Origin of the sequence: Micromonospora jinlongensis (genome assembly GCF_013410645.1) — a bacterium.
GTDB lineage: Bacteria > Actinomycetota > Actinomycetes > Mycobacteriales > Micromonosporaceae > Micromonospora > Micromonospora zamorensis.
In genome coordinates this window covers 2,373,634-2,396,501 of record NZ_JACCHK010000001.1, presented here as the reverse complement: position 1 = coordinate 2,396,501, position 22,868 = coordinate 2,373,634, and the positions used below count along the sequence as shown (strand labels likewise).

The following is a 22,868-nucleotide window of genomic DNA, read 5'->3' as shown; positions in this document are numbered from 1 at the left end:
CGTGATGACGACGGCGCTCGGCGGCCCGCCGGTGTTACGGTCGCGCCCAGCGAGGGCCGCCGCCGGGGCGCACCCGGAAAGCCTTGGGTCGGCCCCGGTCGAGGAGTCGCCATGATCTCCGCCGCCACCCCCGATGTCGTGACGGCCACCGCCCGGCTGCGCGCCCTGCTCGGCGACCGGCTGCACGAGCCGGGCGATCCGGCGTACTTCACCACCACGACGCTCTGGAACGGCGCGGTTCAGCGCACGCCGGCCCTGGTGGCCCACTGCCGGGACGCCGGCGAGGTGGCCGACGCGGTCCGCGTGGCCGCCCAGTGCCACCTGCCCCTGTCGGTCCGCTCCGGAGGGCACGACTGGGCCGGCCGGGCGCTGCGCGACGGCGGCCTGGTGCTCGACCTGACCGGACTGCGCGCCGTCCGGGTCGACCCGGACGCGGCCACGGTGACCATCGGTGGCGGCGTCACGGCCGCCGGACTGCTCGCCGCCACCCGCCCGTACGACCTGGTGGTGCCCACCGGCGTGGTCGGCGCCGTGGGCATGGCCGGGCTCAGCCTCGCCGGCGGGTACGGCCCGCTGTGCGGCCGGTTCGGGCTGACCCTGGACAGCCTGCTCGGCGCGGAGGTGGTCCTCGCCGACGGCCGCCGGGTCACCGCCGACCCCCGACACGACGCCGAGCTGTACTGGGCGCTGCGCGGCGGCGGCGGGAACGTCGGCCTGGTCACCGAACTGCGTTTCCGCGCGCACCGGCTGCCCGGCGTGCTGGCCGGCATGATCATGTTCGCTCTGGCGGAGGCGCCGGCCGTACTGCGCGGCTACGGCGCGCTCATCGCCGAGGCCCCGAACGAGCTGACCGTGATGACCGGTTTCCTGCCCGGCCCTGCCGGCGAACCGGTCATCTTCGTCTGCCCGTTCTACAGCGGCCCGGACCTGGACGCCGGGCTGCCGTGGATGGATCGGCTGCGCGCGCTTGGCACCCCGCTGGTCGACCAGATCGCCCCGCTGCCGTACGCGGACGCGCTGCGGATGTTCGACGGCGGGATGGTCGACGGCAACCACTACCTGCTGCGTACCCGCTGGCTGCCCGCGCTCACCGACAGCGCGGCGGACGTGCTCGTCGACGCGGCCCGGCAGGTCAGCTCCCCGTTCTCCGCGCTGGCCGTGCACCACTTCCACGGCGCGGCCACCCGGGTCCGGCTCGCCGACACGGCGTTCGGCCTGCGCACCGACCACCTGCTGACCGAGATCATCGCGGTCTGGGCGCCCGGCGATCAGGCCAGGCCACACCGGGAGTGGGCCGAGCACACCTCGGCGGCGCTCGCACCGCACGCCCTGCCCGGTGGCTACCCCAACCTGCTCGCCCCCGAGGAGACCGACCGGGTCCGGCTCGCCTACGGCGCGAACTGGCCGCGGCTGCGTCGGGCCAAGCACCGCTACGACCCGCGTGAGCTGCTCACCGCGGTGCCCACCCTGCCCCGGTCAGCGCGCTGATGGTGACCTGCCGTCGGGAGCACCCCGACAGCGCACGCCACCGGAGGCGTACGATTCCCGGCGCGCGGTCGCCGTTGCCCGTCGCCACAACGTTCCCGGTGCGGTTCCACCCGCCGGCCCGACGCGCACCGCGCGTCGTTGGACACATGTTCCGCTGCCTGCAATGGGTCGGCCCCGAGTCCGACCTGAAGGAGAGACTAGCCTGATGGGCGTGACACGCCGTGTGAAGATCGTCTGCACTCTTGGTCCCGCCACCTCGTCCCCGGAGCGCATCCGGGGCCTCGTCGAGGCTGGTATGAACGTGGCGAGGCTCAACTTCAGCCACGGCAGCCACGCCGACCACGAGGCGGTCTATCGACTGGTCCGGGAGGCGTCCGAGGCGGCAGGTAAGCCGGTGGCCGTCCTCGCCGACCTCCAGGGCCCCAAGATCCGGCTCGGTCGGTTCGCCGACGGCCCGCACGAGTGGCGCACCGGCGACTCGGTCGTGATCACCGGTGACGACATCATCGGCACCAAGGAGCGGGTCTCCTGCACCTACCAGAAGCTGCCGCACGAGGTGAAGCCCGGCGACCGGCTGCTGATCGACGACGGTCGCGTCGCCGTCGAGGTCACCGACGTCACCGGCAACGACATCCGCTGCCTGGTTACCGAGGGCGGCCCGGTGTCCAACAACAAGGGCGTGTCGCTGCCCAACGTGGCGGTCAGCGTGCCCGCCATGTCGGACAAGGACGCCGAGGACCTGCGTTTCTCGCTGGGGCTCGGTGTCGACCTGGTCGCGCTGTCCTTCGTCCGCTCGGCCGAGGACATCAAGCTCGTGCACGGCATCATGGCCGAGGAGGGCGTGTTCCGCCCGGTCCTGGCCAAGGTCGAGAAGCCGGAGGCGGTGGAGCACCTGGAGGCCATCGTGCTGGCCTTCGACGGTGTCATGGTCGCCCGCGGTGACCTCGGTGTCGAGATGCCGCTGGACCAGGTGCCCCTGGTGCAGAAGCGCGCCGTGCAGCTGTGCCGGGAGAACGCCAAGCCGGTCATCGTGGCCACCCAGATGCTCGACTCCATGATCGAGAACTCTCGCCCGACCCGGGCGGAGGCCTCCGACGTCGCCAACGCGGTGCTCGACGGCGCGGACGCGGTGATGCTCTCCGGCGAGACCAGCGTCGGCAAGTACCCCGTGCTGACCGTCAGCACCATGGCCAAGATCGTGACGACCACGGAGTCCGGCTCGATCGGCGTGCCCCGGTTGCAGCACGACCCGCGTACCCACGGCGGCGCGCTCACCGTCGCCGCCTCGTCGATCGCCCGGGCCATCAACGCCAAGGCGCTCGTCGCCTTCTCGCAGACCGGCGACACCGTCCGACGGCTGTCCCGCCTGCACTGCGACCTGCCGCTGCTGGCCTTCACGCCGGTGCCCGAGGTGCGCGACCAACTCGCCCTCTCCTGGGGCGTGGAGACCTTCCTGATGCCGTTCGTGCAGCACACTGATGACATGTTCCGTCAGGTCGACCAGGCGCTGCTGGGCCTCAACCGGGCCAACCCGGGTGACTACGTGGTGATCGTGGCCGGTAGCCCGCCCGGCACCCCCGGCTCGACCAACACGCTGCGCGTACACCAGCTCGGGTCGCTGGTCGACGCGGCGTCGGCGCGGGCGCTGCAGTGAGCGACGGTCGGGTCGCGGTCGGCCAGGCCGCGGTGGACCAGCTCCTGGAAGTGCTGGACCTCGACCCGACCGGGGAGATGAGCTTCCGGGGGATGAGCCCCCCGGTCGGCCCACAACGGGTGTACGGCGGCCAGGTCGCAGGTCAGGCCCTGGTCGCCGCCGGCCGCACGGTTGACCCGGAGCGCTTCGTGCACTCGCTGCACGGATACTTCGTCCGCCCCGGCGACCCGGTCGAGCCGATCGAGTACCAGGTGGAGAACATCCGCGACGGCCGGTCCTTCTCGGTTCGCCGCGCGGTCGCCCTCCAGCACGACAAGCCGATCTTCTTCATGTCGGCGTCGTTCCAGCGGGCCGAGGAGGGTCTGGACCACCAGGTCACCGCCCCTCTGGACGTACCGATGCCGCAGGACGTGCCGACGATGACCGACCGGCTCTCCCGCTACCCGGAGCGGCTGGGCATCTGGGGCCAGATCCCGCGTCCGATCGACGTGCGCTACGTGGGCGAGCCCGGCTGGGTCCGACCCGGTGACCGGCCCGCCGACCCGCACCAGCGGGTCTGGATGCGCATCGACGGCAAACTGCCGGACGATCCGCTGCTGCACGCCTGCGCGCTCACCTACGCCTCGGACCTCACCCTGCTCGACTCGGTGCTCTCCGCGCACGGCGAGGTGTGGGGGCCGGGCGGGCTGGTCGGCGCCAGCCTGGACCACGCCCTGTGGTTCCACCGGCCGTTCCGGGCCGACGAGTGGTTCCTCTACGACTGCCTGAGCCCGTCGGCGTCCGGCGCGCGTGGGCTGGCCACCGGCCGGATGTTCACCACTGACGGCCAGCAGATCGCCAGCGCCGTGCAGGAGGGCCTGCTGCGCCGCGTCGGCGCCTGACCTTCTCGAGCATCCCCGCCAGGCGCGCGCCCGCACCGGCCGCGTCGTGGCGGGGATGAGGCGGGTCAGGCCTGGTAGATGGCCTCGCCGGCGATCTCGATCTGCACCGTCTTGCCGACCAGCACTCCGCCGCTCTCCAGGACGACATTCCAGAGCAGGCCGTAGTCCTCACGGTTGATCTCGGCCGTCGCGCTGAATCCGAAGATGTTCTGCCCGTACGGATCACGACGGGTGCCACCGAAATTCACCTCCAGGTCGACAGCCCGGGTGACCCCCTTCGCCGTCAACTCACCGGTGAGGACGAATCGTCCGGGTGTGCTGTCGGACTGCGGCGGAACAATGTGACTCCGGCCTCGTCCGCCCAGCCGATGGTTGCGCAGACGCGCCCACTGGAATATGGGGTCCTCGGCGCCCTGCCATTTGATTCCGGTGCTTCGATATTCGAGAGTGGGATAGCGCTCCACATCGAGGAAGTCGGCACTCTTCAGATGCGTGTCCCGGTCGACACTTCCGGTGGTGATGCTGGCCGACATTATGGTGGCCGTCACAGAGGAGAGCAGCGGGTCCTCCGCCACGATGATCTCAGCAGTGGCCTCGGCGAACTCGCCGCGCACCGGGCTCACCATCATGTGCCGGGACAGGAAACCGATCCGCTTGTGCGCCTGATCGAGAAGATAGGTGCCGGCGACCGGGATGGTCATGCCATCCCAGGTGCGTGTGGCGACATCGGTCATCGTATTGCCTTCCCCCCGAGCGCACCCGGGTGTTTATCTATATCTTGCCGGCGGCCACGTAAACGGCCAGACATTCGTACTCCCGCCCAGCATAAGGACGCTCCAGAACAGCATTTCGGCCCCCACCGCGCGGTGGATCATGATGCGCTTCGCCGATCCGCGACGGTGGCGGGAACGGGCGCGAGCGGCACGGGTTTTCGTCGATGCGTACCCGATCGGCCGAGGGTCGCCCGCCCAGCCGGCTGACCAGCGACTAACCTTGCCGGCATGCGCCTATCCGCCCGGGTCGACTATGCCCTCCGCGCGGCCGCCGAGCTTGCCGCGACGGCCAGTGGCCCCGGGCGCGGCCGGCCGGTCACGGCCGACCAGATCGCCCGTGCCCAGGAGATCCCGCCGAAATTCCTGGAGAGCATCCTGCTCCAGCTGCGTCGCGGCGGCATCGTGCACGCCCAGCGTGGCCCGGAGGGCGGCTACTGGCTGGCCCGCCCCGCCGAGGAGATCTCCCTCGCCGAGGTGATCCGGGTGATCGACGGGCCGCTCGCCCACGTACGCGGGCAGCGTCCCGAGCAGCTCGGCTACCACGGCCCGGCCCGGGCGCTCCAGGAGGTCTGGATCGCGCTGCGGGCGAGCGAGCGGGAAATCCTGGAGCTGGTCAGCATCGCCGACGTGGCCGCGGGCACCCTGCCCGCACGGGTCACCGAGTTGGTCGCCGACCCGCGCGCCTGGATCTGAGCGCCGCCCGCTCTCCGGCCCGTGCCACCCGCGGTACGTCCACCGCGAGGTGCGGTCTGTAGTGGCGCGCTCCGCATGGTGGCGTCCCATCCACCGATCGGGGGCTTGACCCTGGCAGCACCGTGCCGCATTGTCGACCAAGTCGATAGGAGATGCCGAAAAGTCAGGGGGCGCTCGTGCGCAAGCTGCTGGTCCTCGCTCTGGTCGGGCTCGTCGCGCAGTTGATCGACGGCTCGCTCGGCATGGCGTACGGGTTGACCTCGTCGACCCTGCTGCTGGTCGCCGGGGTCGCCCCGGCCGCCGCCTCGGCCTCGGTGCACCTGGCCGAGATCGGCACCACCCTCGCCGCTGGGGTCGCGCACTGGCGGTTCGGCAACGTCGACTGGCGGGTGGTGACCCGCATCGCCCTACCCGGCGCGATCGGCGCCTTCGCCGGCGCCACAGTGCTCAGCTCGATCTCCACCGAGGCGGCAGCGCCGTGGATGGCTGCCATCCTCTTCACGCTCGGCGCGTACCTGCTGATCCGCTTCGCCCGACCGCTGCGCACCGATCGGGTCGGCGGGCGTCTCCGCGGTCGTTTCCTGGGCCCCCTCGGCCTGGTCGCCGGCTTCGTCGACGCGACCGGCGGCGGCGGGTGGGGCCCGGTGGCCACCCCGGCACTGCTGGTGTCCGGCCGCATGGAGCCCCGCAAGGTGATCGGCTCGGTCGACACCTCCGAGTTCGTCGTGGCCGGCGCCGCCAGCGTCGGTTTCCTGATCGGGCTGGGCACCGAGGGGTTCCTGCTGCCCACCGTCGCGGCACTGCTGATCGGTGGGCTCATCGCCGCCCCGCTGGCCGCCTGGCTGGTGCGCATCGTCCCCGCCCAACTCCTCGGCGCGGCCGTCGGCGGCGTGATCGTGCTGACCAACGCCCGCACGCTGCTCCGCTCCGCCGAGCTGGACGGCCCGGTCCGCCCCATCACGTACGCCCTGTTGGCCGCCGGCTGGCTGGCCGCCCTGGTGCTGGCCGTGCGGGCTCTGCGCCGTACCCGCCTGGCCCGCGCCGAAGCAGCGATCTCCGAGGCCGCCGCTGCTGCCCTTCCTGCTGCTCCCGTCACTCCGGCCGTGGTGGTCGCGGGCGAGTTGGCCGCGACGGGTACGCCCAACCCGCGCTGACCGCGCGCCACACCCGCCCGACGGTCAACGCCGCGATTCCCGGGGTTGAGCCGTCAAGATCGTGCTCGATCCAGGATGTAGTTGCCTCGGGCTGGCGGGATGTCACTACATCCAGGATCGAGCGTGATCATGCCGCGCCAGGCAGATCGCGCGGTAGATCGCACAGGAAGATCCGCACAACATCAGGGATGTTGCTGCCTCCTGCGCGTCGGAGACAGCAACATCAGGGAAGTTGCGCGGATCTTGATGCGCGGTGCGGCCCGGTGCGGGGCGGGGCGGTGCGGTGCGGTGCGGGGGAGGGTGTCAGGGGGTGAGCAGGTCTTTGGCCGTGTTGGCGAGCAGCGTCCAGGCCTCGTCGACGTGCGCTTCGGTGGTCTGCGGGGAGCCGATGGCCATGCGCAGCGTGTAGCGGCCGGCGACCCGGGTGTGTGTCAGGTGCACCCGCCCGGTGCCGTTCACCCGGGCCAGCAGTGCGGCGTTGACGTCGTCGTCGGCGCGCAGTCGGAAGCAGACCAGTGAGAACGGGTGTGCCGCCGACAACTCGAAGCGGTCGTCGGCGCGTATCCGCTCGGCGAACTGGGCGGCGAGCGCCACCCCGGAGCGGATGTGGGCCCGTAGTCCTTCGGCGCCGTACCAGCGCAGCACGAACCACAGCTTCAGCGCACGGAAGCGCCGGCCCAGCGGCACCTGCCAGTCCCGGTAGTCGATGACCGCGCCGGAGTCGGAGGCGGCGTTGCGCAGGAACTCCGGCAGTACGGTCAGTGCCTCGATCAGCTCGGCGCGGTCGGCGACCCAGAACGCGTCGCAGTCGAAGCCGGTGAGCAGCCACTTGTGCGGGTCGAAGCAGTACGAGTCGGCGTACTCCAGGCCGGCGTGCGACCACCGCAGCTCGGGGCAGACGGCGGCGGATCCCGCGTACGCGGCGTCGACGTGCAGCCAGATCCCGTACTCCGCGCAGATCGCCCCGATCTCCGGCAGGGGGTCGATGGCCGTGGTGGAGGTGGTGCCGATGGTCGCCACCACGATGGCCGGTACGTCCCCGGCGGCCAGGTCGGCCTCGATCGCCGCGCGCAGCGCGTCGGGCAGCAGAGCCTGGGTGTCCGGGTCCACCTCGATGGACCGGACCCCGTCGCTGCCCAGCCCGGCGATGCGTACGGCCTTCTCGATGGAGGAGTGGCCGTGGGTGGAGGTGTAGGCGCGGTAGCGCCGGTCGATGCCGGTGTCGCGCCAGCGACCTCCGCTGGCCCGGTGCAGTGCGGCCAGGGTGGCCACCAGCGTCGCCGAGGAGGCGGAGTCCTGGATGACCCCGCCGCCGCTGCCGGTCGAGCGGAACCGCTGCGGCAGGTCCAGCAGGTGGGCCAGCCAGTCCATCATCACCGTCTCCAGCTCGGTGCAGGCGGGGCTGGTGGCCCAGAGCATGCCCTGCACGCCGAGCCCGGAGCTGACCAGGTCACCGAGCACGCTCGGGCCGGAGGTGTTGGCCGGGAAGTAGCCGAAGAAGCCGGGGTGCTGCCAGTGGGTCAGCCCCGGTACGACGATGGAGTCCAGGTCGGCGAGGACCGCCTCGACCGGTTCGCCACCGGTGGTCGGTGGCGTGGAGGGGAGGGCTGCGGCGACGGTGCCCGGCGGGTCGGACGGGGCGACCGGCCGCTGTTCGACAGTCGCCCAGTAGTCGGCGATCCAGTCGACGACGGCGTGGCCGGCTCGGCGGAACTCGTCGGGGTTCATGTGTGGGGCGCTCACACCCAGGAGTCGATCAGGTGATGCTTGCCGGAGCAAGACCTGAAAATGAACCACGGCCGTCGATGTTGCGTACCGGAAAGCGCTTGCCTTACGATGCGCGGTGAGCCGGATCCGTGAGTTCCAGGGCGTTCAACCCCGATCAGATCGCCGTCCGCCGCAGTCGCGGCAGGGCCGGTCCACTGTGCTTCCCGGGCAGGGTCAGTGGGCCGCAGCGATCATCACCGGATCCCCGGAGGCAGTCCATGCACCCGTCCAGACATCGGCTGATCCTGCTCGCCGGTACGACGGCCGCCGCCGTCGTGGCCGGCACTCTCGGCACGGTCGCCGCCTCGGCCGCCGCCGCCGGCTGCCGGGTCGACTACCAGATCACCAACCAGTGGCAGGGCGGTTTCGGCGCCAACGTCACCGTCACCAACCTCGGCGACCCGGTCAACGGGTGGGCCCTCACCTGGTCGTACGCCGTCGGGCAACAGGTCACCCAGGCGTGGAACGCCACCGTCACCCAGTCCGGTGCCCAGGTCACCGCCCGCAACGTCGAGCACAACGCCGCCATCGCGACCAACGGCACCGCCGCGTTCGGCTTCAACGGCTCCTGGACCGGCAGCAACGCGGCACCGACCAGTTTCGCGCTCAACGGCGTCACCTGCACCGGCGCCCCGCCCACCGGCGAACCGACCACGCCGCCCCCGACCACGCCGCCCCCGACCACACCACCACCCACCACTCCACCGCCGTCGGCCGGCGTGTTGCAGATGGAGAACCTGGACCGCGGGCTGATCAGCGTCCGCTCCGGCAGCGGCAACCTGGTCTCCTGGCGACTGCTCGGCACCGAGACCTCCGGGGTCGCGTTCAACCTCTACCGGGGGGCGACCAAGGTCAACGCCAGCCCGATCACCGGCGCCACCAGCTACCTCGACAGCGGCGCGGCGGCCGGCTCGGCGTACACCGTGCGGGCCGTGGTGGGCGGCGCCGAGCAGGCGGCGTCGGCGCCGGCGTTGCAGTTCGGCGCGGGCTACCTGGACGTGCCGTTGCAGGTCCCGGCCGGCGGCAGCACCCCCAGCGGCGAGAGCTACAGCTACAGCGCCAGCGACGCCTCGGTGGGTGACCTCAACGGCGACGGCAGCTACGAGATCGTGCTCAAGTGGGAGCCGTCCAACGCCAAGGACAACTCCCAGTCCGGCTACACCGGCAACGTCCACATCGACGCGTACACCTTGGCCGGCACCCGGTTGTGGCGCATCGACCTGGGCCGCAACATCCGCGCCGGCGCCCACTACACCCAGTTCCAGGTGTACGACTACGACGGCGACGGCCGCGCCGAGGTGGCCATGAAGACCGCCGACGGCACCCGTTCCGGCACCGGCCAGGTCATCGGTTCGTCGTCGGCGGACCACCGCAACTCCAGCGGCTACGTGCTGTCCGGTCCGGAGTACCTGACCATGTTCAACGGGCAGACCGGCGCGGTGCTCTCCACCGTCAACTACGACCCGCCGCGCGGCACCGTCTCCTCCTGGGGCGACTCGTACGGCAACCGGGTGGACCGGTTCCTCGCCGGCACCGCCTACCTCGACGGGCAGCGCCCCTCCCTGATCATGGCCAGGGGTTACTACACCCGAGCGGTGATCGCGGCCTGGGACTTCCGCGACGGCACGCTGCGCAAGCGCTGGACGTTCGACTCGAACGCCTCCGGTAACGGCGCCGCCGCCGGGCAGGGCAACCACCAGCTCTCCGTCGCCGACGTCGACTCCGACGGCCGCCAGGAGATCGTCTACGGGGCCGCCACCGTCGACGACAACGGACGGCTGCTCTATTCGACGGGCAACGGGCACGGCGACGCCCTGCACGTCGGCGACCTCGACCCGGGCCGCGCCGGCCTGGAGGTGTTCAAGGTCGACGAGGACGCCAGCAAGCCCAGCTCCTGGTTCGCCGACGCCCGTACCGGTCAGATCCTCTGGTCCACACCAGCCTCCGGCGACAACGGCCGGGGTGTCTCCGCGGACATCTGGGCGGGCAGCCCTGGTGCCGAGTCGTGGTCGTCGGCGGCCACCGGGTTGGCCAACACCCGGGGGCAGAACGTCGGCCGTAAGCCGTCGTCGGCCAACTTCCTCGCCTGGTGGGACGGTGACCCGGTGCGGGAACTGGTCGACGCCACGAAGATCGACAAGTACGGCACCGGCGGCGAGACCCGGCTGCTCACCGGCAGCGGGGTGGCGTCCAACAACGGCACCAAGTCAACGCCGGCGCTGTCCGGCGACATCCTGGGTGACTGGCGCGAGGAGGTCATCTGGCGGACCAGCGACAGCCGGGCGTTGCGCATCTACAGCACACCCACACCGACCAGCACCCGGATCCACACCCTGATGCACGACCCGCAGTATCGGGTGGCGATCGCGTGGCAGAACACCGCCTACAACCAACCGCCACACCCGGGGTTCTTCATCGGCAACGGGATGGCCGACCCGCCCACCCCGAACATCTACCTACGCTGATCTGATCCCTGGTGGCCCCGAACCGGGTCGCCTAGGGTGGCAGGCACCGGGCCGCAGCCGCGGAATCCGCTCAGCTCCGGCCCGGTGCGCCACACCGCGGCATTCTCGACCCGTCCCGACCGAGAATGCCGTACCACCACCGGCACCAACATTAGGCACCGTCCGGGTCGGCCGGGTGACGCTGACGTGAAGATCGTGTTTCACGCCGCCCGGTGCAGACCGCCCGCCACCTGCTCGGCAATCAACTCGTACGACCGCACCCGGTCCTCGACGTCGTACACGAGCGTGGTCAGCATCAGCTCGTCCGCGCCGGTGCGCTCGATCAGCTCGGTCAGCTGCCGGCGCACCGTCTCCGGCGAACCCATCGCCTGACCGTCGCGACGCTGCAGGACGAACTCCCTCTCGAACTCCGAGTACGGGTACGCCGCCGCCTCGTCCGGCGTCGACAGCGGCTCCGGCCGGCCGGAGCGCAGCTTCAGGAACGACAACGCGCTGGGCCCCGTCAGCCACTCGGCCCGCTCGTCGGTCTCCGCGCACACCGCGTTGACCGCCACCATCGCGTACGGCTTGTCCAACCACTGCGACGGCCGGAAGTTCTGCCGGTACAGGGCCAGCGCCGGCAGGGTGTTCGCCGAGCTGAAGTGGTGCGCGAAGGAGAACGGCAGACCGAGCAGACCGGCGAGCTGGGCGCTGAAACCGCTGGAACCCAGCAGCCACACGGCCGGCTGCTCACCGCGACCCGGCGTGGCGATGATCTGCCCCGGCTTCTCCCCGCTGAAGTAGTTCATCAGGTCCGCCAGCTCACGCGGGAAGCCCTCCGCCGACAGGCCCTCCATGGTGCGCCGCAACGCCAGCGCGGTCACCTGGTCGGTGCCCGGCGCCCGGCCGATACCGAGGTCGATGCGACCGGGGTGCAGGGCCTCCAGGGTGCCGAACTGCTCGGCCACCACAAGCGGCGCGTGGTTGGGCAGCATCACCCCACCCGATCCGAGGCGGATCGTCGAGGTGTTCGCGGCCAGGTGCGCCAGCAGCACGGCGGGAGCGGAGCTGGCGATCGCCGGCATGTTGTGGTGCTCGGCCACCCAGAAGCGGTGGTAGCCCAGCTCCTCGGTGCGTCGGGCCAGCTCGGTGGTGGCCTGCAACGCCGCGCCAGCGGAGGTGCCCTTGGCGACCGGGGCAAGATCAAGAACAGACAACGGTACGGTGATCACAAGGTCAACCAACCCGTCACCGGGCGGCTTTGTTCCGCCACGCGGGTTTTCGTCGGCCAGCTCACCCGCTGCTCAGCCCATCCCGCGCGCCTGCTCGAAGATCAGACTGGTCTGGGTGTGCTGCACCACCGGGTCGACCGCCAGATGGTCCAGCACGAAGTCCCGCAACGCGTCACCGGACGCCGCCCGCACGTGCAACACGTAATCCTCCGCGCCGGCCACGTGGAACACCGACACCACCCCCGGCAGTCGCACCGACCGGGCCCGGAACGCGTCGACCGCCGCCCGCTCGTGCGCGGTCAGCCGCACCGACACCAACGCCTGCAACGGCAGACCGAGCGCGGCCGGATCCACCTCGGCGTGGAAACCACGGATCGCGCCACGCTCGCGCAGCGCCCGCGTACGCGTCAGACACGTCGACGGCGCCACCCCCACCCGCTCGGCGAGGGCGTTGTTCGGCAGGCGGCCATCAGCGGCCAACTCGCTCAGGATCGCGCGGTCCACCTCGTCCAGGGCCGGATACGGCCGCACATCGTTCGGCTCAGGAGGCATCCCGCCATCATCACCCGAATCCGTCGCCAAAACCAAGCCGGTCGACAGAATGATCTGTCGAACCATTGCCCATCGGGCGGTAGATGTTCGACGCTACCGGCATGACGACGGTGGACACCCGGGCCGTACACGCCGGCCGCGACGACCTACGCGCCCTCGGCATGCACGTGCCACCCATCGACCTGTCCACCACCAACCCACTGCCCTCGGTCGACGACGGCGGCGCCGCGTACGAGCAGCTCGCCACCGGCGGCACCCTCCCCGCCGAGGGTGGCGCCGTCTACCAACGGCTCTGGAACCCCACCGTCGCCCGCTTCGAAACCGCCCTCGCCGAACTGGAGGGCACCGCGCAGGCCGTCGCCTTCGCCAGCGGCATGGCCGCCCTCACCGCCACCCTGCTCGCCGCCGCCCGCGACGACCGCCGGCACGTCGTCGCCGTTCGCCCCCTCTACGGCGGCACCGACCACGTCCTCGCCACCGGCCTGCTCGGCACCACCGTCACCTGGGCCCGCCCCGACGAGGTCGCCGCCGCCATCCGACCCGACACCGCGCTGATCATCGTCGAGACACCCGCCAACCCCACCCTCGACCTGGTCGACATCGCCGCCCTCGCCGCCACGGCCGGCGACGTCCCGCTGCTGGTCGACAACACCGTCGCCACCCCCGTCCTGCAACAACCCGCCCGACACGGCGCCACCCTCGTCCTGCACAGCGCCACCAAGAGCATCGGCGGGCACGGGGACGTGCTCGCCGGCGTCGTCGCCTGCGACGCCGACTGGGCCGCGCGACTACGTCAGGTCCGCGCGGTCACCGGCGCGATCCTGCACCCACTGGGCGGCTACCTGCTGCACCGCGGCCTGCAGACCCTGCCGCTGCGGGTCCGCGCCCAACAGGCCAGCGCCGAGAAGCTCGCCGGCTGGCTCGCCGACCACCCGGCCGTACACCGGGTGCACCACCCCTCGGTGTACGACCCGGCGGCGCTGGTCGGCCGGCAGATGGCCGGACCCGGCAGCCTGCTCGCCTTCGAGGTACGCGGCGGCGCACCCGCAGCGGCCGCCGTCACCGGCGCCTGCCGCCTCATCACCCACGCCGTCTCCCTCGGCGGGGTCGACACCCTCATCCAGCACCCCGCCTCGCTCACCCACCGACCCGTCGAGGGCGACGCGAAACCCGCCGCCGGCCTGCTGCGACTCTCGGTCGGTCTCGAAGACCCCGAGGACCTGCGCGCCGACCTCGCCCAGGCTCTCGACACGATCGCCTGATCAGCGCAGCTCGCGGTTGCCCAACACCCGGGTCGGGGAACCCTGCCGCGCCACCCGCAGCATCGCCCGGCCGATCCCGTCGGTGGTGGTGACCTGGTTCGGCAGCAACCGACGCAACACCGGAAAGAGCGGCCGCGCGACCGCGTACCCGAACCGGTACAACCGGGTCTTCGACACCGCACCGTACGTCGGCTGGATGAAACCGGGACGCGCCGCGTAGCCGTTGGGCAGCAGCTCGATGATCGCGTTCTCGGCCCGACCCTTGACCCGCGCCCACATCACCCGACCCCGACCCGACGAATCGGTGCCCTGGCCCGACACGTAGACGAACGTGACCTGCGGGCTCACCTCCGCCAACAACCGCGCCGCCGCGAGCGGGTAGTCGTAGCTCACCCGCGTGTACGCCGCCTCGTCCAGACCCAACGAGGACACCCCCAGGCAGTAGAAACACGCGTCCACACCGGTCAACTCGGCGCGCACCGCATCCAACTCGCCCACGTCCGCGACCGTGAGCTCCCGCAGCTTCGGGTCCTGCCGACCGGTCGGCCGGCGACCGACAGTCAGCACCTCCCGCACGTCGTCGGCGAGCAGGCACTCCCGCAACACGCCCTGGCCGACCATGCCGGTCGCACCGAAGATGACCACCCGCATCAGTTCCCACCCCTGTCGTCGACCCCGCCACCGGCCATCCGCCCGCGCGTCAGCCAGGCTCCCACGATCGACACGACCCGTGCGGGCGGCGGTCAGGACTTCGGGCCGACGTGCCGGTCCAACGCGGCGACCGCGCCCCGCCGCGCCACCGAGAGCGAGTTGCGCCGGTTCATCCGCCAGGCGATGCCCAGCAGGTCGAGGCCCCACTGGCACAGCCGCATGATGTCGGTCGACTCGTTGACGAACATGTAACGCGGATAGACGTACGCCTTGCCGCGCACGGTGACCCGGTTGGCGAAGCGGCAGCCGTCGGAGTGGAACAGGCCACGCAGGAAGTCACCGGGGTGGCTCTGGAGAATCGGTCGCTGCCAGTCGGTCAGGACGATGGGGCGATCGTGCTTCTTACCGGGGCCGTGCTGCGGGAGCAGGCACGGCCAGTGGACCCCACTGCTCTCGACCGAGACGCAGCCGTGCTTGGGGATCCTCTGCACCCGCGTGGCGAGCACCCTGAGCATGGCCGCCTCGCATGCATCGACGAGATTCGGATGGCTCGCCGTGCACGCGATCCGAAGCACCGGCACCTTCGGTGAGACGGCCAGATGACCGTCGCCCAGATAGAGGCCGAGCAGGTAGGCGTAGGCGGCGGGGTCGGTCGGATTGTCGACATCCGGCAGGCAACGGAAGCAGCGCAACCCGGTGCCGAGCTTCGCCCGTTCGGGTCGATCGACGCACCAGTGCCAGACCGTGGTGTAGGGCAACGAGAGAGTGCGGGCTACTGCGTGAATGGTGTCTCCGCGAGCGCGGAGAGCGCGGGCCTGTGCCCGCATCTGCGGTGGGTGCACACCCGCATCATCGAACAGGTGTATGACAAAGTGCCGGGAGCGGGATTCGAACCCGCAAGCCCTTTCGGGCAGAAGTGTTTGAGACTTCCGTGTATGCCGTTCCACCATCCCGGCGGGTGGCGCTTACTGTACCCGACTACTCTCATGCGGGAGCATGGGTGGTAGCCGTGCAGTGATCGATGGTGGGGGTAGGGCTGGTGGCTGAGATGCCGACGGATACCGAGCGCAGGCGCGTACTGATCGCCGAGGACGAGGCGCTGATCCGGCTGGACCTCGCCGAGATGCTGGTCGAAGAGGGTTACGAGGTGGTGGGGGAGGCCGGCGACGGCGAGACCGCCGTCCGCCTCGCCGAGGAGTTAAAGCCCGACCTGGTCATCCTCGACATCAAGATGCCGATCATGGATGGGCTGGCCGCCGCCGAGCGCATCGCCGGTGCCCGGATCGCCCCGGTGATCATCCTGACCGCGTTCAGCCAGCGTGATCTGGTGGAGCGGGCGCGGGCGGCGGGCGCGATGGCGTACCTCGTGAAGCCCTTCCAGAAGAGTGACCTGGTCCCGGCGGTGGAGATCGCGCTGTCGCGCTACTCGGAGGTCGCGGCCCTGGAGGCCGAGGTCGCGAGCCTGACCGACCGTCTGGAGATCCGCAAGGCGGTGGAGCGCGCCAAGGGCGCGCTGATGACCACGTACGGGATGACCGAGCCGCAGGCGTTCAAGTGGATCCAGCGCACGGCGATGGACCACCGGATGACCATGAAGGAGGTCGCCGAGCGGATCCTCGCGGAGACCGCGGGCGGCGAGGTGTCGCAGCAGCCGACCGTCTGAGCGCTCCCCGCGACAACGGGCCGTGTGGGCCGCCGGGAGCGGCCTGCGGTGGTTAGCATCGGCGGATGTCCGTCCGAGGGGTGATCGCGGTGTTCGGCCTCTTCGCGCTGGTGCTTGCCGGGTGCGACGGGCCGGCCGCGCCGCCCGGCGGCGCGGGGTCGGCGACGCCGGCCGCAGCGGCGTTGCGGCCGGTGTGGCAGTCGCTGACGCTGCCGGCGCCGCCGGGCGGTGCGGGGCGCCCGATGATCCGTGACGCGGCGTCGTGCGCGGGTCGGTGGTTCGTGGTCGGTGGCGTCGCCGACGCCGAGGGCGGCACGCGTCCGGCGGCCTGGACCAGTGTGGACGGTACGACCTGGACGGTGCTGCCGGTTCGCGCGGATTCCTTCTACGGTCGGCAGAACGTGTTCCTGTCGGTGGCCTGCCGGGACGGGAAGGCGGCGCTGATCGGCGCGAAGGTCGGTGGCGCGCACGGCTACCCGCGGGTGAGCACCTGGCGGCAGGTGGCCGACGGTGCGCTGGTCGAGGTGCAGGCGTCGTTCGAGACGTACGGCGGGCCGACGGCGGTGAACGTGTCCCGCCTGGCGGCGGGTGCGCAGGGTTGGTTGATCGTCGGTAACCGCTCGGCGGGCGCGGCCTCCTGGGTGTCGTCGCCGGACGCGGCGGAGTTCGCGCTGGTCGAGGGTGCGCCGGAGCTGGCGAGTGACGCGGTGGGGGTGACCTGGGCGTTCGACTCGGTGGCGACGTCCTCGGGCTGGTTGGCGGTGGGCGGCCTTTTGCCGGCCGGCCGGATCGACCGTGACCCGGCGGTCTGGTCGTCGCCGGACGGGCGGTCGTGGCGGCGCACCGTGCTGCCGGGCGGTTCGGAGTACGAGGAGTTGCAGCGGGTGGTGCTGGTCGGCGGCGTGCCGGTGGCGGTCGGTCTGCGCGGGGCGGTGTTCGGCGCCTGGCGGCAGGAGGCGCAGAGGTGGGTGTCCGCCGGGACGTTCGGGCGGCGGGCCGGGGCCGGGGTGCCGAGCGTGACGTCGCTGGTGTCGTCCGGGGATCGGTTGTTCGCCGCGGTGACCGACGGGGCGCGGCACTCGGTGTGGGTGTCGTCGGACCGGGGTGGGTCGTGGCGGGAGGTCACGGCGCCGCTCGATGTGCCGGCCGGTGTTGATCGGGACGTGACGCTGGTGGCGGTGGGTGACCGGTGGTGGTTGGCGGCCGACGACGGGACACGGTCCGGGCTGTGGTGGGCGGGCGGTGTGGGCGTCTGAACGCCGACGTTCACGTGCTGGGGTGGTCCGGTTGCGGTCCGCTGAGGCGTTTCCGCAGGTCAATCGGCTTTTTTGGCAGTAGTGCCCGGTCCGGGTGGGTGCGGGTGGACTACGACCGGGCGTGGATTTAAGGACCGTCCGGCGGATTCACCTGTTACGGACATCGACATGATTGCCCACGTCTTCGTAACGGTTTCGCAGACCCAGCGTTCAGGCCTTCCGGGACGGTATGCGGTGTCGGTACGCTCCGCCATCACGAGCCGTAACGCAGGGGCAGTCCCTGCGGGGTGGGTGGAATTGCGGTCTGCTGCTGTCGCCGTCGCAACGGGTCAGCCGCGTCCGCATCTGGAGGAGGTCTGAAGCCGTGAGGCGAAGCTATGTACGGGCGCTGGGCACCGTTGCGCTCGCCGCGACCCTGGTGGTCGCGGCTGGTTGCCAGGATTCCGGTGGCAGCGAGGGTGGAACCGCGTCCGGTGACTGCGGTGGCAAGATCGCGATCTTCGGCGCGTTCACGGGTGACAACGCGGGTCTGGTGATCCCGTCGCTGAACGGCGCGAAGCTCGCCGTGGAGCAGTTCAACACGGCGAACCCGAACTGCAAGGTCACCATGCAGGAGTTCGACACCCAGGGTGACCCCGCGGTGGCGACCCCGTTCGCGAACCAGATCGCGGGGGACAACTCGTTCCTCGGTGTCATCGGTGGTCACTTCTCCGGTGAGTCGGACGCGACGATGCCGATCTACCAGGCCGCTGGCCTGGCGATGGTCAGCCCGTCGGCGACCCGGACCGACCTGACCCAGAAGGGCAACACGTCCTTCTACCGCGTCGTCGGCAACGACGGCACGCAGGCCGGTGCGGTGGCGAGCTACCTGAAGACCCAGAACGCGCAGAAGGTCTTCATGGTCGACGACGCCAGCGCCTACGGCGCCGGCATCACCGACGAGCTGGGCAAGCAGCTCGGCCCGCTGGTCGTCAACAAGGACAAGATCCAGGAGCGGCAGACGCAGTTCGACGCCACCGTATCCAAGATCAAGGCCGCTCAGGCGGACTTCGTCTTCTACGGCGGCTACACCCGTGAGGCCGCTCCGCTGGTGAAGCAGATGCGTGCCGCCGGTGTCCAGGCCAAGTTCGTCGGCCCGGACGGTCTCTACGACACCGCGTTCCCGAAGGGTGCCTCCGGTGGCGCCGAGGGCGCGATCATCACCTGCCCGTGCCTCCCGGCCGACAAGGCCGGCGGCACCTTCTCCGCCGACTACCAGAAGAAGTTCGGCATCCCGCCGGGCTCCTACGGTGCTGAGGGCTTCGACGGCGCCACCATCTACCTGGACGCCTTCAAGGCTGGCAAGAAGACCCGGGCGGACATCCTGGCGTTCGTGAAGTCGTACGACAAGCAGGGTGTGTCGAAGTACATCAAGTTCGACGCCAAGGGTGACGTCGACCCGACGAAGGTCGTCATCTGGGCCTACCAGATCAAGGGCGAGGCCATCGAGGCGCTGCAGGAGCTCAAGCTCAGCTGACGCCCCACGCAATGGAGTGCGGCCGGGGTGTCTCACCCCGGCCGCACTCGATTCAAGGAGACCCCCGGTGCATTTCGATGAACTGATCGGCCATCTCGGCCAGCACACGGTCGATGGCCTGTCCAAGGGCGCCATCTATGCCCTGATCGCCCTTGGCTACACCCTCGTCTACGGCGTCCTTCGCCTGATCAACTTCGCGCACTCCGAAGTGTTCATGGTCGGTACCTTCGCGGTGCTGATCCTCTGGAACCAGCTCGGGGTGCAAAATAACCCGCCCATCGGCCAGGCGATCCTCTTCCTGGTGCTCGGTCTGATCGTCGCGGCGGTCGCCTCCGGCGGCACGGCCCTGGCGCTCGAACGGATCGCGTACCGGCCGCTGCGGCGCAAGAACGCGCCGCCGCTGATCTTCCTGATCACTGCGATCGGTCTGTCGCTGGTCTTCGTGGAGCTGTTCGGGCAGGTCCTGCCCAAGCTGCTCGGTGGCGCGTTGCCGGATGTGTTCGGCCGGCCGCGGCAGATCGTCGGTATGCCGACGATCATCCAGCAGGAGACCCTCTTCACCGTCGGCAACACGGCGATCACGAACATCCAGCTCATCGTCTTCGTCGCGGCCGTGGCCATGATGGCGGTGCTGGACTGGTTCATCAACCGCACCCGGTACGGCCGGGGTGTGCGGGCCGTGGCCCAGAACCCGGAAACCGCCGCGCTGATGGGCGTCAACCAGGAGCGCGTGATCATGCTGATCTTCGTGCTCGGAGGCATCATGGCCGGCGCCGCCGCGTTGTTGTGGAGCATGCGGTTCGGCTTCACGCAGAACAGCATCGGCTTCGTGCTCGGTCTGAAGGCGTTCACCGCAGCGGTGCTCGGCGGCATCGGCAACCTGCGCGGTGCGCTGCTGGGTGGCCTCTTCCTCGGCATCGTCGAGGTCTACGGCGCGACGCTCTTCGCGTCCAACTGGGAGGACGTCATCGCCTTCGTGGTGCTGATCGTGGTGCTGATGTTCCGGCCCACCGGCCTGTTGGGTGAGTCGCTCGGGAGGGCCCGCGCATGATCGACAAGATTCGCTCCGCAGACCGCCGCCGGGTCAGTTTGTTGACCTCGGTCGGCGACCGTTGGGGGGCCCTGCCGAAGTGGCAGAAGGCCATCGGTGTGGTGGCTCTGCTCGTCTTCGTCTACCACCTGCCGTACCTGGGCAAGCTGCCCGGCGGTCTCATGATCCCCGGTCTGAACAACCTGCGTACCGACTCGATCGAGGGCGGCAACAACTGGGCGGGCGTGCTCTTCATCTGCGCCATCTACGTGCTTGTCGCGATCGGTCTGAACGTGGTGGTCGGCCTCGCCGGCCTGCTCGACCTCGGCTACATCGGCTTCTTCGCCATCGGCGCGTACAGCGTGGCGCTCTTCGGCTCGGTGAACTCGCCGGTCGTCAAGTGGATCCAGCAGGAGTTCAACCTGCCGCCGACCTGGGCGGTGACCTGGGGGATCTGCCTCCTGCTCGCGATCGTGCTGACGATGATCTCCGGTGTGCTGCTGGGTTGGCCGACGCTTCGGTTGCGCGGTGACTACCTGGCCATCGTGACGCTCGGCTTCGGTGAGATCATCCGCATCGTCGCCCGCAACGCCACCGGCGTCACCAACGGTCCGGTCGGTATCTCGGCCATTCCGGGTCCGGAGGGTCCGCCGTCGGCGGACAACAAGGTCTTCGGTCTGATCGACGCGAAACCCTGGTACTGGCTGGCGATCACCTTCGTCCTGCTGATGGTGATCCTGGTCCGTCGGCTGGAGCACAGCCGGGTCGGTCGCGCCTGGCTCGCGGTTCGTGAGGACGAGGACGCCGCCGCGGTGATGGGCGTGTACCCGTTCAAGTTCAAGCTGTGGGCGTTCGCCATGGGCGCGGCGCTCGGCGGCCTGTCGGGTTTCCTCTTCGGCAGCCGTAACGCGTTCATCGACCCGACCCAGTTCAACGCGAACCTCTCGATCCTCTTCGTCGCCATGGTCGTGGTCGGCGGTTCCGGCAACATGATCGGCGTTTCGCTCGGTGCGGTCCTGCTGGCGTACCTGCCGGAGCGGTTCCGCGACTTCGCCGACTACCGGTGGCTGGTCTTCGGGTTGGCCATGGTGCTGGTGATGATCCTGCGTCCGCAGGGCCTGATCCCCAGCCGGCGGCGGGCCCGTGAGTTGAAGGACCGCGCGGCGGAGGCAGAGGAGGCGCCTGCTCATGTCTGACCAGACCACCAGCACGTCCGCGCCGAAGATCCCGGCCCAGCCGGGGCCCCGGTCGGTACTGCTCGAAGTCGACGACGTCACGCTCCGCTTCGGCGGCGTGGTGGCCCTCGACAAGATCAATTTCAAGATCTACGAGGGCGAGATCCTCGGTCTCATCGGGCCCAACGGCGCCGGTAAGACCACCAGCTTCAACGTGATGACGGGGGTCTACAAGCCGACCTCCGGAGCGGTCCGGTTCCAGGGCCAGCAGGTGACCGGCCGCAAGCCGCACCAGATCAGCCAGCTGGGCATCTCCCGTACGTTCCAGAACATCCGTCTCTTCCCGGAGATGACGGCACTGGAGAACGTCATGGTCGGCACCGACTCCCGGCACAAGACCAGCGTGCCCGGAGCGCTCTTCCGGGTGCCCCGGAAGAAGCCGAAGCCGCACGAGTTGCCGCAGGTGACCGCTGAGGCGGGCATCCAGCGGACGTGGCAGGAGACGCGTCGCACGTTCGCCAAGACGTTCGGGCTGTCCCGGCACATCCTGGAGGAGCGGGCAGCCGAGGCCAAGGCGCTGGAGCTGTTGCGGTTCGTCGGTATCGCCGACCGGGCCAACGACGAGGCGCGCAACCTGCCGTACGGCTACCAGCGCCGGTTGGAGATCGCCCGCGCGCTGGCCACCGAGCCGAAGCTGATCTGCCTGGACGAGCCGGCCGCCGGCTTCAACCCGGCGGAGAAGGAGGAACTCCTCACCCTGATCCGCAAGATCCGGGACATGGGCCTGACCGTGCTGCTCATCGAGCACGACATGCGGCTCGTCATGGGTGTCACCGATCGGATCGTGGTGCTGGAGTTCGGCCGCAAGATCGCCGAGGGTGCGCCCGCGGAGGTCAGCCGCGATCCGAAGGTGATCGCCGCATACCTGGGGGAGCCAGCCGATGACGCTGCTTGAGCTCGAGAACGTCGCCGTCGCGTACGGCCGGATCGAGGCGCTGCACGGCATCAGCCTCACCGTGAACGAGGGTGAGGTGGTGGCCCTGATCGGTGCGAACGGCGCCGGTAAGACCACCACGATGCGGGCCATCTCCGGGACCCGGTCGCTCGCCAACGGGAAGATCACCTTCAATGGTGAGGACATCAGCAAGCTCCGGGCCGACCTGCGGGTGGTCCGGGGGCTGTGTCAGTCGCCGGAGGGGCGGCAGATCTTCCCGGGTATGACGGTGATGGAGAACCTGGACATGGGGGCGTACACCCGGCGGGACTCCGCCGGCATCGCCGCCGACCTGGAGCGGGTGCTGACCCTCTTCCCGCGGCTGGCCGAGCGGCGCAAGCAGGCCGGCGGCACGCTCTCCGGCGGCGAGCAGCAGATGCTCGCGGTCGGCCGGGCGTTGATGAGCCGTCCGAAGCTGCTGCTGCTCGACGAGCCGTCGATGGGTCTGGCCCCGCTGGTGATCCGGCAGATCTTCGACATCATCACGGAGATCAACCAGCAGGGCACCACCATTCTGCTGGTGGAGCAGAACGCCCAGCAGGCGTTGTCGCGGGCACACCGCGGCTACGTGCTGGAGACCGGTCGGATCGTGAAGGAGGGGTCCGGTCAGGACCTGCTGCACGATCCGTCGGTCAAGGAGGCGTACCTCGGCGTGGCCTGAGCCACCCGAGCGACGGCCGGTC

Annotated in this window: 20 protein-coding genes and 1 tRNA gene; 14 read left to right on the top strand and 7 right to left on the bottom strand. The window is 70.3% G+C overall.

What is annotated here, in order from left to right:
• Positions 1–111 precede the first annotated feature (111 nt).
• From HNR22_RS10150 to HNR22_RS10140, 3 genes are all read left to right on the top strand, one after another.
• Entirely contained in the window at positions 112–1,488 is a 1,377-nt protein-coding gene (locus tag HNR22_RS10150; protein ID WP_179780149.1) for an FAD-binding oxidoreductase, read from the top strand.
• Between the two features lie 205 nt (positions 1,489–1,693).
• The gene (pyk, locus tag HNR22_RS10145; protein ID WP_179780148.1) at positions 1,694–3,142 is read left to right on the top strand and encodes a pyruvate kinase; all 1,449 of its coding nucleotides are present in this window, start codon (positions 1,694–1,696) and stop codon (positions 3,140–3,142) included.
• Positions 3,139–4,023 carry an acyl-CoA thioesterase domain-containing protein gene (locus HNR22_RS10140; protein ID WP_179780147.1) on the top strand — a complete coding sequence of 295 codons (885 nt, stop codon included), beginning with the start codon at positions 3,139–3,141 and terminating at the stop codon, positions 4,021–4,023. Before pyk ends, HNR22_RS10140 begins: the two co-directional genes overlap by 4 nt.
• 65 nt (positions 4,024–4,088) lie before the next feature.
• Here the strand turns inward: HNR22_RS10140 and HNR22_RS10135 are convergent, their stop codons facing one another.
• Entirely contained in the window at positions 4,089–4,757 is a 669-nt protein-coding gene (locus HNR22_RS10135; RefSeq protein WP_179780146.1) for a YceI family protein, read from the bottom strand.
• 267 nt (positions 4,758–5,024) lie between these two features.
• Between HNR22_RS10135 and HNR22_RS10130 the strand changes: the two genes are divergently transcribed.
• Positions 5,025–5,489: an RrF2 family transcriptional regulator gene (locus HNR22_RS10130; RefSeq protein WP_179780145.1), complete on the top strand. Its 465-nt coding sequence runs from the start codon at positions 5,025–5,027 to the stop codon at positions 5,487–5,489.
• Between the two features lie 176 nt (positions 5,490–5,665).
• Positions 5,666–6,643 carry a TSUP family transporter gene (locus HNR22_RS10125; RefSeq protein ID WP_179780144.1) on the top strand — a complete coding sequence of 326 codons (978 nt, stop codon included), beginning with the start codon at positions 5,666–5,668 and terminating at the stop codon, positions 6,641–6,643.
• A 303-nt stretch (positions 6,644–6,946) separates the two neighbouring features.
• Here HNR22_RS10125 and HNR22_RS10120 read toward each other — a convergent pair whose 3' ends face one another.
• A complete protein-coding gene (locus HNR22_RS10120) occupies positions 6,947–8,386 on the bottom strand; it encodes a pyridoxal-dependent decarboxylase (protein ID WP_343059766.1) in 1,440 nt (479 codons plus the stop codon).
• A 242-nt stretch (positions 8,387–8,628) separates the two neighbouring features.
• Here HNR22_RS10120 and HNR22_RS10115 point away from each other — a divergent pair, with 242 nt between their 5' ends.
• Positions 8,629–10,875 carry a rhamnogalacturonan lyase family protein gene (locus tag HNR22_RS10115; protein WP_179780143.1) on the top strand — a complete coding sequence of 749 codons (2,247 nt, stop codon included), beginning with the start codon at positions 8,629–8,631 and terminating at the stop codon, positions 10,873–10,875.
• A 200-nt stretch (positions 10,876–11,075) separates the two neighbouring features.
• On the opposite strand, the gene HNR22_RS10110 is transcribed toward HNR22_RS10115, so the two are convergent.
• Both HNR22_RS10110 and HNR22_RS10105 read right to left on the bottom strand, forming a co-directional pair.
• The gene (locus tag HNR22_RS10110) at positions 11,076–12,086 is read right to left on the bottom strand and encodes an MsnO8 family LLM class oxidoreductase (protein ID WP_179780142.1); all 1,011 of its coding nucleotides are present in this window, start codon (positions 12,084–12,086) and stop codon (positions 11,076–11,078) included.
• Between the two features lie 72 nt (positions 12,087–12,158).
• Entirely contained in the window at positions 12,159–12,638 is a 480-nt protein-coding gene (locus HNR22_RS10105; protein ID WP_088949299.1) for an Lrp/AsnC family transcriptional regulator, read from the bottom strand.
• Between the two features lie 83 nt (positions 12,639–12,721).
• On the opposite strand from HNR22_RS10105, the gene HNR22_RS10100 reads away from it, so the two are divergent.
• Positions 12,722–13,900 carry a trans-sulfuration enzyme family protein gene (locus HNR22_RS10100; RefSeq protein ID WP_179780141.1) on the top strand — a complete coding sequence of 393 codons (1,179 nt, stop codon included), beginning with the start codon at positions 12,722–12,724 and terminating at the stop codon, positions 13,898–13,900.
• Here HNR22_RS10100 and HNR22_RS10095 read toward each other — a convergent pair whose 3' ends face one another.
• From HNR22_RS10095 to HNR22_RS10085, 3 genes are all read right to left on the bottom strand, one after another.
• On the bottom strand, positions 13,901–14,551 hold the full coding sequence (locus tag HNR22_RS10095) for an NAD-dependent epimerase/dehydratase family protein (RefSeq protein ID WP_179780140.1): 651 nt from the start codon (positions 14,549–14,551) through the stop codon (positions 13,901–13,903).
• A 92-nt stretch (positions 14,552–14,643) separates the two neighbouring features.
• Positions 14,644–15,309 carry a transcriptional regulator gene (locus HNR22_RS10090; RefSeq protein WP_246380782.1) on the bottom strand — a complete coding sequence of 222 codons (666 nt, stop codon included), beginning with the start codon at positions 15,307–15,309 and terminating at the stop codon, positions 14,644–14,646.
• 115 nt (positions 15,310–15,424) lie between these two features.
• Positions 15,425–15,507 (bottom strand) — tRNA-Leu (locus HNR22_RS10085).
• An 83-nt stretch (positions 15,508–15,590) separates the two neighbouring features.
• Here HNR22_RS10085 and HNR22_RS10080 point away from each other — a divergent pair.
• The 7 genes from HNR22_RS10080 to HNR22_RS10050 all read left to right on the top strand — a co-directional run bounded on the left by HNR22_RS10080 (position 15,591) and on the right by HNR22_RS10050 (position 22,846).
• Entirely contained in the window at positions 15,591–16,214 is a 624-nt protein-coding gene (locus tag HNR22_RS10080) for an ANTAR domain-containing response regulator (protein ID WP_088951901.1), read from the top strand.
• Positions 16,215–16,279: 65 nt separating this feature from the next.
• On the top strand, positions 16,280–17,470 hold the full coding sequence (locus HNR22_RS10075) for a hypothetical protein (protein WP_179780138.1): 1,191 nt from the start codon (positions 16,280–16,282) through the stop codon (positions 17,468–17,470).
• A 364-nt stretch (positions 17,471–17,834) separates the two neighbouring features.
• The gene (locus HNR22_RS10070; protein ID WP_179780137.1) at positions 17,835–18,986 is read left to right on the top strand and encodes an ABC transporter substrate-binding protein; all 1,152 of its coding nucleotides are present in this window, start codon (positions 17,835–17,837) and stop codon (positions 18,984–18,986) included.
• A gap of 67 nt (positions 18,987–19,053) precedes the next feature.
• Complete coding sequence (locus HNR22_RS10065; RefSeq protein WP_179780136.1) at positions 19,054–20,037, top strand: ABC transporter permease subunit; 984 nt, start codon at positions 19,054–19,056, stop codon at positions 20,035–20,037.
• Entirely contained in the window at positions 20,034–21,212 is a 1,179-nt protein-coding gene (locus HNR22_RS10060; protein ID WP_179780135.1) for a branched-chain amino acid ABC transporter permease, read from the top strand. Before HNR22_RS10065 ends, HNR22_RS10060 begins: the two co-directional genes overlap by 4 nt.
• Positions 21,205–22,146, top strand: a complete 942-nt coding sequence (locus HNR22_RS10055; protein ID WP_218906291.1) for an ABC transporter ATP-binding protein — start codon at positions 21,205–21,207, stop codon at positions 22,144–22,146. The genes HNR22_RS10060 and HNR22_RS10055 overlap by 8 nt, the downstream gene beginning before the upstream one ends.
• A complete protein-coding gene (locus HNR22_RS10050; protein WP_141910468.1) occupies positions 22,133–22,846 on the top strand; it encodes an ABC transporter ATP-binding protein in 714 nt (237 codons plus the stop codon). Before HNR22_RS10055 ends, HNR22_RS10050 begins: the two co-directional genes overlap by 14 nt.
• Positions 22,847–22,868: the final 22 nt, after the last annotated feature.

Bases quoted from the DNA above. Each gene is read 5' to 3' on its own strand.
- HNR22_RS10150 (WP_179780149.1), top strand. From the start codon at position 112: ATGATCTCCGCCGCCACCCCCGATGTCGTGACGGCCACCGCCCGGCTG.
- pyk (WP_179780148.1), top strand. From the start codon at position 1,694: ATGGGCGTGACACGCCGTGTGAAGATCGTCTGCACTCTTGGTCCCGCC.
- HNR22_RS10135 (WP_179780146.1), bottom strand. From the start codon at position 4,757: ATGACCGATGTCGCCACACGCACCTGGGATGGCATGACCATCCCGGTC.
- HNR22_RS10130 (WP_179780145.1), top strand. From the start codon at position 5,025: ATGCGCCTATCCGCCCGGGTCGACTATGCCCTCCGCGCGGCCGCCGAG.
- HNR22_RS10115 (WP_179780143.1), top strand. From the start codon at position 8,629: ATGCACCCGTCCAGACATCGGCTGATCCTGCTCGCCGGTACGACGGCC.
- HNR22_RS10105 (WP_088949299.1), bottom strand. From the start codon at position 12,638: ATGCCTCCTGAGCCGAACGATGTGCGGCCGTATCCGGCCCTGGACGAG.
- HNR22_RS10100 (WP_179780141.1), top strand. From the start codon at position 12,722: ATGTTCGACGCTACCGGCATGACGACGGTGGACACCCGGGCCGTACAC.
- HNR22_RS10095 (WP_179780140.1), bottom strand. From the start codon at position 14,551: ATGCGGGTGGTCATCTTCGGTGCGACCGGCATGGTCGGCCAGGGCGTG.
- HNR22_RS10075 (WP_179780138.1), top strand. From the start codon at position 16,280: ATGTCCGTCCGAGGGGTGATCGCGGTGTTCGGCCTCTTCGCGCTGGTG.
- HNR22_RS10060 (WP_179780135.1), top strand. From the start codon at position 20,034: ATGATCGACAAGATTCGCTCCGCAGACCGCCGCCGGGTCAGTTTGTTG.
- HNR22_RS10055 (WP_218906291.1), top strand. From the start codon at position 21,205: ATGTCTGACCAGACCACCAGCACGTCCGCGCCGAAGATCCCGGCCCAG.
- HNR22_RS10050 (WP_141910468.1), top strand. From the start codon at position 22,133: ATGACGCTGCTTGAGCTCGAGAACGTCGCCGTCGCGTACGGCCGGATC.